The organism is Fictibacillus phosphorivorans, assembly GCF_023715845.1.
Classification (GTDB): Bacteria; Bacillota; Bacilli; order Bacillales; family Fictibacillaceae; genus Fictibacillus; species Fictibacillus phosphorivorans_D.
Map to the genome: position 1 here is coordinate 1 of NZ_JAMBOR010000041.1, position 6,835 is coordinate 6,835.

8 protein-coding genes are annotated in these 6,835 nt (G+C 38.2%); 4 read left to right on the forward strand and 4 right to left on the reverse strand.

The annotated features are described in order from the left end of the window. Positions 1-139: 139 nt before the first annotated feature. Positions 140-343: a ChaB family protein gene (locus M3206_RS18590; protein WP_251314015.1), complete on the reverse strand. Its 204-nt coding sequence runs from the start codon at positions 341-343 to the stop codon at positions 140-142. A gap of 251 nt (positions 344-594) precedes the next feature. Here M3206_RS18590 and M3206_RS18595 point away from each other — a divergent pair, with 251 nt between their 5' ends. Both M3206_RS18595 and M3206_RS18600 read left to right on the forward strand, forming a co-directional pair. Then, a complete protein-coding gene (locus tag M3206_RS18595) occupies positions 595-1,143 on the forward strand; it encodes a peroxiredoxin (protein ID WP_251314016.1) in 549 nt (182 codons plus the stop codon). 155 nt (positions 1,144-1,298) lie between these two features. Then, positions 1,299-1,964: a potassium channel family protein gene (locus M3206_RS18600; RefSeq protein ID WP_251314017.1), complete on the forward strand. Its 666-nt coding sequence runs from the start codon at positions 1,299-1,301 to the stop codon at positions 1,962-1,964. A 44-nt stretch (positions 1,965-2,008) separates the two neighbouring features. Here M3206_RS18600 and rnjA read toward each other — a convergent pair whose 3' ends face one another. Both rnjA and M3206_RS18610 read right to left on the reverse strand, forming a co-directional pair. Beyond that, positions 2,009-3,679: a ribonuclease J1 gene (gene rnjA / locus M3206_RS18605; protein WP_251314018.1), complete on the reverse strand. Its 1,671-nt coding sequence runs from the start codon at positions 3,677-3,679 to the stop codon at positions 2,009-2,011. Positions 3,680-3,682: 3 nt separating this feature from the next. Further along, positions 3,683-3,892, reverse strand: coding sequence for a DNA-dependent RNA polymerase subunit epsilon (locus tag M3206_RS18610; protein ID WP_251314019.1), 210 nt, complete (start codon positions 3,890-3,892; stop codon positions 3,683-3,685). Positions 3,893-4,251: 359 nt separating this feature from the next. On the opposite strand from M3206_RS18610, the gene M3206_RS18615 reads away from it, so the two are divergent. Together M3206_RS18615 and M3206_RS18620 are read left to right on the forward strand one after the other, a co-directional pair. Then, positions 4,252-5,160 (forward strand): DMT family transporter, encoded by a 909-nt coding sequence (locus M3206_RS18615; protein WP_251314020.1) that lies wholly within the window; start codon positions 4,252-4,254, stop codon positions 5,158-5,160. A gap of 90 nt (positions 5,161-5,250) precedes the next feature. Next, a complete protein-coding gene (locus M3206_RS18620; RefSeq protein WP_251314021.1) occupies positions 5,251-6,684 on the forward strand; it encodes a carbon starvation CstA family protein in 1,434 nt (477 codons plus the stop codon). Between the two features lie 67 nt (positions 6,685-6,751). Here the strand turns inward: M3206_RS18620 and M3206_RS19265 are convergent. Beyond that, positions 6,752-6,835 (reverse strand): IS3 family transposase (locus M3206_RS19265; protein ID WP_425590697.1); only part of this gene is annotated, 84 nt, incomplete at its 5' end.

The following is a 6,835-nucleotide window of genomic DNA, read 5'->3' on the forward strand; positions in this document are numbered from 1 at the left end:
GGCAAACTGGACATGGCGAGGGCCATGTCCAGTTTAATCCAGGTGTGTTTATTCAAAAATAATACTTAAAAACAACACAAACCCCATTTTCAACAAAGTTGAAATGGGGTTTGTCTACGTTCTGAGACTCCTGAGTAAATCAGGAGTCTTTACTTTTCCATTCACCGTTATCGTCTTTTTCGTACTTGTTCTTTACAGCACTCCAAGCAACTTTATGTGCGGTTTCTTCCTCTTTATATTCTTCTAGTGCAGAATTGAATGCTTCTTTATATATTTCTTGACCATGGTGAGGAAGATTATCTTTAACTTGTTCTGGCAGATCTTTTAATGAATCATACGGCATTACAAAGCACCTCCTTACTGTATGGTTTCCCAAGCAATCCTCAATTTAAACGCTGTTATTGAGAATATGAACCTGTAAATATGAGCGGATGATTTCACTTTTTAGGTTTAACTTGCTATCATAAAGGAGAAATTAAGAAGTGGGACAAGAAACCTTATTTAAATTAATTATTATTTAATATTGACTAAAAATAAGGCTTGTACTATAATAATACATGTAAAAAAATTAGTTTTTTGGAGGGATTTTTACCTATGGCAGAACGTATGGTAGCAAAACAAGCACCTCGATTTGAAATGGATGCAGTATTACCAAATAAAGAATTTGGAAAAGTAAGTCTTGAAGAAAACATGAAAAACGATAAGTGGACAGTACTTTATTTCTATCCAATGGATTTCACTTTCGTATGTCCTACAGAAATTACTTCATTAAGTGATCGTTATGATGAGTTTGAAGATCTTGATGCTGAAGTTATCGGTGTTTCCACCGATACTATTCACACTCACAAAGCATGGATCAACACGCCACGTGATACGAATGGTCTTGGAGAGTTGAAATACCCATTGGCAGCTGATACTAACCACACAGTAGCACGTGACTACGGTGTACTTATTGAAGAAGAAGGTATCGCACTTCGTGGTCTGTTCATCATTTCTCCAGAAGGTGAATTGATGTACTCTGTTGTTAATCACAACAACATCGGACGTGACGTAGATGAAACTTTACGTGTACTTCAAGCACTTCAAACAGGCGGACTTTGCCCAGCAAACTGGAAGCCTGGTCAAAAAACGCTAGAAGTTTAATAATTAATGTTAGTAAAAATAACCCAAGACGATGTTCTTGGGTTATTTTTATATCGTTTTAAAGGATTTTAGAAAGTGTTTAAAGAAGTTTCCTTTATACATAAAATACATATGATACTTGAATAAGGCTAAAGCCGGAAACGGAGTGTATACATTTGAAAAAGCAATTTGCGGTTATAGGTCTTGGACGTTTCGGAGGAAGTATGTGTAAAGCTCTCTCAGATCAAGGCATGGAAGTTTTAGCGATTGATATTGATGAGGAACGGGTCAACGAATTTTCAAATATTGTAACACATGCCGTGATTGCTGATTCAACAGATGAAGGGGCATTGAAAAGTTTAGGAATACGCAATTTTCAGCATGTCGTTGTTGCAATCGGTGATAATCTCCAATCTAGTATACTCACTACTCTGATATTGAAAGAAATCGGCGTAGAAAAAATCACTGTTAAGGCTCAAAATGATTATCATGAAAAAGTACTGCAAAAAATTGGTGCAGATAAAATCATTCATCCAGAGAGAGACATGGGTATTCGTATAGCTCACCAGATTGTTTCGAACAACGTGTTGGATTATTTAGAGCTGTCTGATGAACATAGCATCGTGGAACTGGTAGCAACCCGTAAGATGGACGGAAAAACATTAATTGATTTGGATATCCGGGCAAGGTTTGGGTGTAACGTTGTTGCAGTGAAAAGGGGAAAAGATATCTATGTTTCACCGCAAGCTGAACAGTCTATCAGGCAGGGTGACGTATTAATTGTAATTGGTGGAGACAAAAATATTAATCGTTTAGAAAAGCATATGGCAAACGAAGCATAAAAAAACCGTTTCCCTCAACAGGGAGAACGGTTTTTATTTGAGTATTAAATTTCCATAATAATCGGCAGAATCATTGGACGTCTTTTTGTTTTTTCATATAAAAACGGTGCTAATGTATCCGTAATTTCATTCTTGATTTCGGACCATTGAGTCGTGCGTTTTTCGTTCATGATATTCTGTAAATGCTTGCTTAACAAGCTTTGAGCGTCATGGATAAGATCGCCGGATTCACGCATATATACAAAACCTCGGGATATAATATCTGGACCTGCTTCAATTTTGAATTCTTTCATATCCATACTTACAACGACAACGACAAGACCTTCTTCAGAAAGAATCTTGCGGTCTCGAAGTACGATGTTTCCGATATCGCCAATCCCGCTTCCATCTACATAGACAGAGCCAGAAGGAATCTTTCCTGCGATCATGGCATCATTTTGAGAAAGAGCCAATACTTCACCATTATCCATGATAAAAGAATTCTGCGACGGTACATCACAATCTGCAGCAAGTTTCGTATGCATCTTGAGCATTCTGTATTCACCATGGATCGGAAGGAAGTACTTAGGCTTCATTAAGCGAAGCATTAATTTTTGCTCCTGTTGTCCGCCATGACCTGAGGTGTGAATATCATTAAGTGAACCATGAATAACCTCAGCACCTGCACGATACAATTGATTGATCGTCTTACTTACGCTAAGAGCGTTTCCTGGAATAGGTGAAGATGAGAATACAACCGTATCTCCTGGAATGATTTGAATTTGACGATGTGTGCCATTCGCGATTCTTGAAAGAGCAGCCATTGGTTCACCTTGGCTTCCTGTACAGAGAATGGTTACTTGATTGTCAGGAAGACGATTGATCTGATTCGCATCAACGAAGGTGTTCTTTGGTGCTTTAATGTATCCGAGTTCTTGTCCGACTGTAATTGCTGAGTCCATACTTCTTCCGAATACAGCAATTTTACGGTTGTTAGCAACTGATGCTTCTACAACTTGCTGCAATCTATGAATATTGGAAGCGAACGTAGCAAAAATAACGCGTCCTTCCATTTTTCTAAAAATATCTTGTATGCTCTCACCAACACGTCTTTCAGATAATGTGAATCCAGGAACCTCACTATTGGTACTGTCGGAAAGTAAGCAAAGTACGCCTTCTTTTCCGATCTCAGCCATTTTTGTAATGTTCGCAGGTTCACCTACAGGCGTGAAATCAAATTTGAAGTCACCTGTATGCACAATGTTTCCTGGCGGTGTCTTTACGACGATGCCGTAAGCATCAGGAATACTGTGAGTGGTTCTGAAAAAACTTACGGATGTTTTTCTGAACTTAATCACATCATCTTCAGTGATTTCGTGCATTTGTGTGTTGCGCAGCAGCCCATGTTCTTCTAATTTATTTTTAATAAGAGCAAGTGCAAGTTTACCACCGTAGATTGGAATATTGACTTGTCTAAGTAAATAAGGGATACCGCCTATATGATCTTCATGTCCATGAGTGATGAAAAGACCTTTGATCTTTTCCTCATTCTTAACAAGATAAGTGTAGTCAGGGATTACATAATCAATTCCGAGCAGTTCATCTTCAGGAAATTTAATCCCTGCGTCGATAAGGATGATTTCATCTTGAAATTGAACGGCATACGTATTTTTGCCGATTTCCCCTAAACCACCGAGGGCGAAAACGGCGGCTTGATGATTTTTTACAAATTTCATATATTACACATTCTCCAATTCCAATGAGTTCGTTTCTTTTTCATACTCAAGAAATTTACCGTTAATTTCTTGTATGTATTCGATATTGTAGCTGCGATCAGCTAGTTTTAGACGAACCTCATTTATAGTTTCTGCTTCTACGTATACCGATTGTGTACGTTCACGAATCGGTACTTCTTTAATACTTGGTTGAAAAAATACTTTAAAAATCATGTTTCATGTCTCCTTACCGGTCTATAGTATTTGAGTATCTTCGTTCTATTATAAAGGAAAGTGACATGTTTTTCATGTGTTTTTCATTACTCTTCGTAATTGGTGAAAAATAGCGAAAATAATTACTGTTATGAAAGAGACTTTTACCCTTATAATGACATTAAAATGTTTTGCTAGTTAAGTATCAGTTTGCCGTTATTGTTTTGCTTTTTAACCCACTTTTTTAGCTTTCTTAACAAGCGTAATTTCTTCTTCATTTATTGCCCTCCGTTCCATTTTTTATTACATAGTATGTGTAAAATGAAAGATATTTTGAGAGGGAAATTGTGTCATTTATTTATTATCCGCAGGAGGATTTTATGAAACTTTATTCCGCACTTATTGTTTTAAGTTTAATTTGGGGAATGTCTTTTCTTTTTATCAAGGTCCTCTTGGATGTGTTCGATCCTTGGCAGATCGTTTTCATACGATGTGTGATGGGCATTCTCACGATTATCCCTCTTTTTCTGATAAGCAGGCAAAAAGTAAACTGGAGTGAGCTGCCGTTTAAGTCCTTAATCCTTGTTGGTTTTTTGAACGCGGGTCTTCCATGGGGTTTGATCGCTTGGAGTGAAACGTTCTTAGATAGCGGTTATACTGCGATCCTTAATGCGACGACTCCCATTTGGACAGCGATGATGGGCGTTCTGTTCTTCTCCATTAAATTGCACGGGAAACAATGGATCGGAGTCTTAGTCGGGTTTATAGGAATTGTTTTTTTGATGGATGCTGATACACCGGGCTTGACACGGGAACAACTTGTTCTTGGTTTCGTCTTGATGCTAACTGCTACTTGCTGTTACGGATACAGCTCACAATTTGCAAAAAAGAATCTTCAAGAAACGACGGTGTGGATTACAGCTTTAACTACACTTTTTACGGGGTCAGTTTTAAGCGGATTGATCATGAGTTTTACAGGGGGATGGCACCTGCCTGACCATGCTTTAGAAGGGAATGTAATCTTGTCTTTAGTTGGACTTGGGATGTTTGGTTCAGGCCTAGCATACTTGCTGTATTATTACATGATTTCCGCAGGGTCGGCTGAATTTGCTACCCTTGTTACTTATCTAGTTCCCGTTTCGGCCGTGGTATGGGGAAGTGTTCTCTTAAATGAAAAGATTCCTTCAATTGCTTATGTTGGCTTATTTTTAATCTTTTTCGGAGTGTATCTAACAGGAAGAAAAAAACGCCATACAACTATTCCATTTAAGGAGAACCGAACAGCGTAAACACTCAATTTGAAATTGAGTGTTTTTTCTTACTGTGTTAAGATGAAAGCGCATTCAAATCATATCTCTACAATTAGAGGGGGCATAAGATTGATTACATTCATTGTTTCCATCGCTATATTAATCGTTGGATATTTTACGTACGGGAAATTTGTTGAGAAAGTTTTTGGAATTAAAGAGGAAAGAAAAACTCCAGCTTATACACAGGAAGACGGAATTGACTACGTTCCTATGGGAACAAAATCAAATTCGCTTATTCAGTTATTGAATATTGCTGGTGTTGGTCCAATCTTTGGTCCAATCATGGGAGCTTTATACGGCCCAGTCGCATTCCTCTGGATTGTACTAGGTGCGATTTTTGCAGGTGCGGTTCATGATTATTTGACCGGAATGATCTCGATAAGAAACCGTGGTGCACACTTGCCTCAATTAGCAGGGAAGTTTTTAGGGAATGCAATGAAGCATGTGGTGAATGGTTTTACGCTCTTGTTGCTTCTTTTGGTGGGTACTGTATTCGTAAGTGCTCCAGCTGCCCTTATTCATAACCTCACTAATGATTGGATCAGCTTAAGTATGATCGTAGGTCTAATTTTTATTTATTATATTTTGGCAACACTGTTACCTATCGATAAAATTATAGGGCGCGTTTATCCTATTTTTGGTGCGCTCCTTGTCATAAGTGCTGTTGGAATAGGCGGAGGACTTATTTTAAATGGGGCGCCGATTCCTGAATTAACATTTGAGAATATGCACCCAGATAATGTACCGATCTTTCCATTATTATTCTTAACGATTTCTTGTGGTGCTCTATCTGGTTTTCATGCTACACAATCACCGATCATTTCAAGAACAACAAAAAATGAAACAGCTGGAAGAAAGATCTTTTATGGGATGATGATAGCTGAGGCGATTATAGCTATGATCTGGGCTGCTGCAGCAATGAGTTTGTTTGATGGTAAATCCTTATCAACAATCATAGCTGAAGGAGGTCCTGCTGCTGTAGTCAGTGAAGTATCAGTAACGATGCTTGGGGCAATCGGCGGTACGCTTGCAGTGATAGGGGTAATCATTCTGCCTATTACATCAGGAGATACTTCCTTTAGAAGTGCAAGGATGATCCTAGCTGATTACATTAATATTGGTCAGAAAAAATTCTCTTCCCGACTTTGGATTGCCATACCTATGTTTGTTGTATCTTTCTTCTTAACGAAGATTGATTTCACCATACTATGGCGCTATTTCTCTTGGGCGAATCAATCTACAGCGATGCTCGCTTTATGGGTAGGTGCAGTATATCTGAAACGCTCAAGAAAGAATCACTGGATCGCAACAATTCCTGCGATCTTCATGACTGTCGTTACCACCACCTATATTTGCAACGCACCAATTGGTTTAGGATTGTCGATGAATTTATCGTATATGATTGCAGGTGTATTAACTGTTTTTGTAACTGTATTGTTCTTTAGAAGCAAATTCGATGAGGAAGAGGCATTAACTGTCGACGAAGATCGCGAGGTAGCTTAAAAAAAAGCTGAATTCTGCCTTTATATGAACTGTTCCCTTTAAATTAGACAGTTTATAAAAAGTCCATTTAAGCAGCTATTAGATGACCTCGGAATTGTTCCGGGGTCATTCTGCTTAATGTCCATTGATATCTTTCTGTATTGTAAAATTC

Bases quoted from the DNA above. Each gene is read 5' to 3' on its own strand.
- M3206_RS18590 (WP_251314015.1), bottom strand. From the start codon at position 343: ATGCCGTATGATTCATTAAAAGATCTGCCAGAACAAGTTAAAGATAAT.
- M3206_RS18595 (WP_251314016.1), top strand. From the start codon at position 595: ATGGCAGAACGTATGGTAGCAAAACAAGCACCTCGATTTGAAATGGAT.
- rnjA (WP_251314018.1), bottom strand. From the start codon at position 3,679: ATGAAATTTGTAAAAAATCATCAAGCCGCCGTTTTCGCCCTCGGTGGT.
- M3206_RS18610 (WP_251314019.1), bottom strand. From the start codon at position 3,892: ATGATTTTTAAAGTATTTTTTCAACCAAGTATTAAAGAAGTACCGATT.
- M3206_RS18615 (WP_251314020.1), top strand. From the start codon at position 4,252: ATGAAACTTTATTCCGCACTTATTGTTTTAAGTTTAATTTGGGGAATG.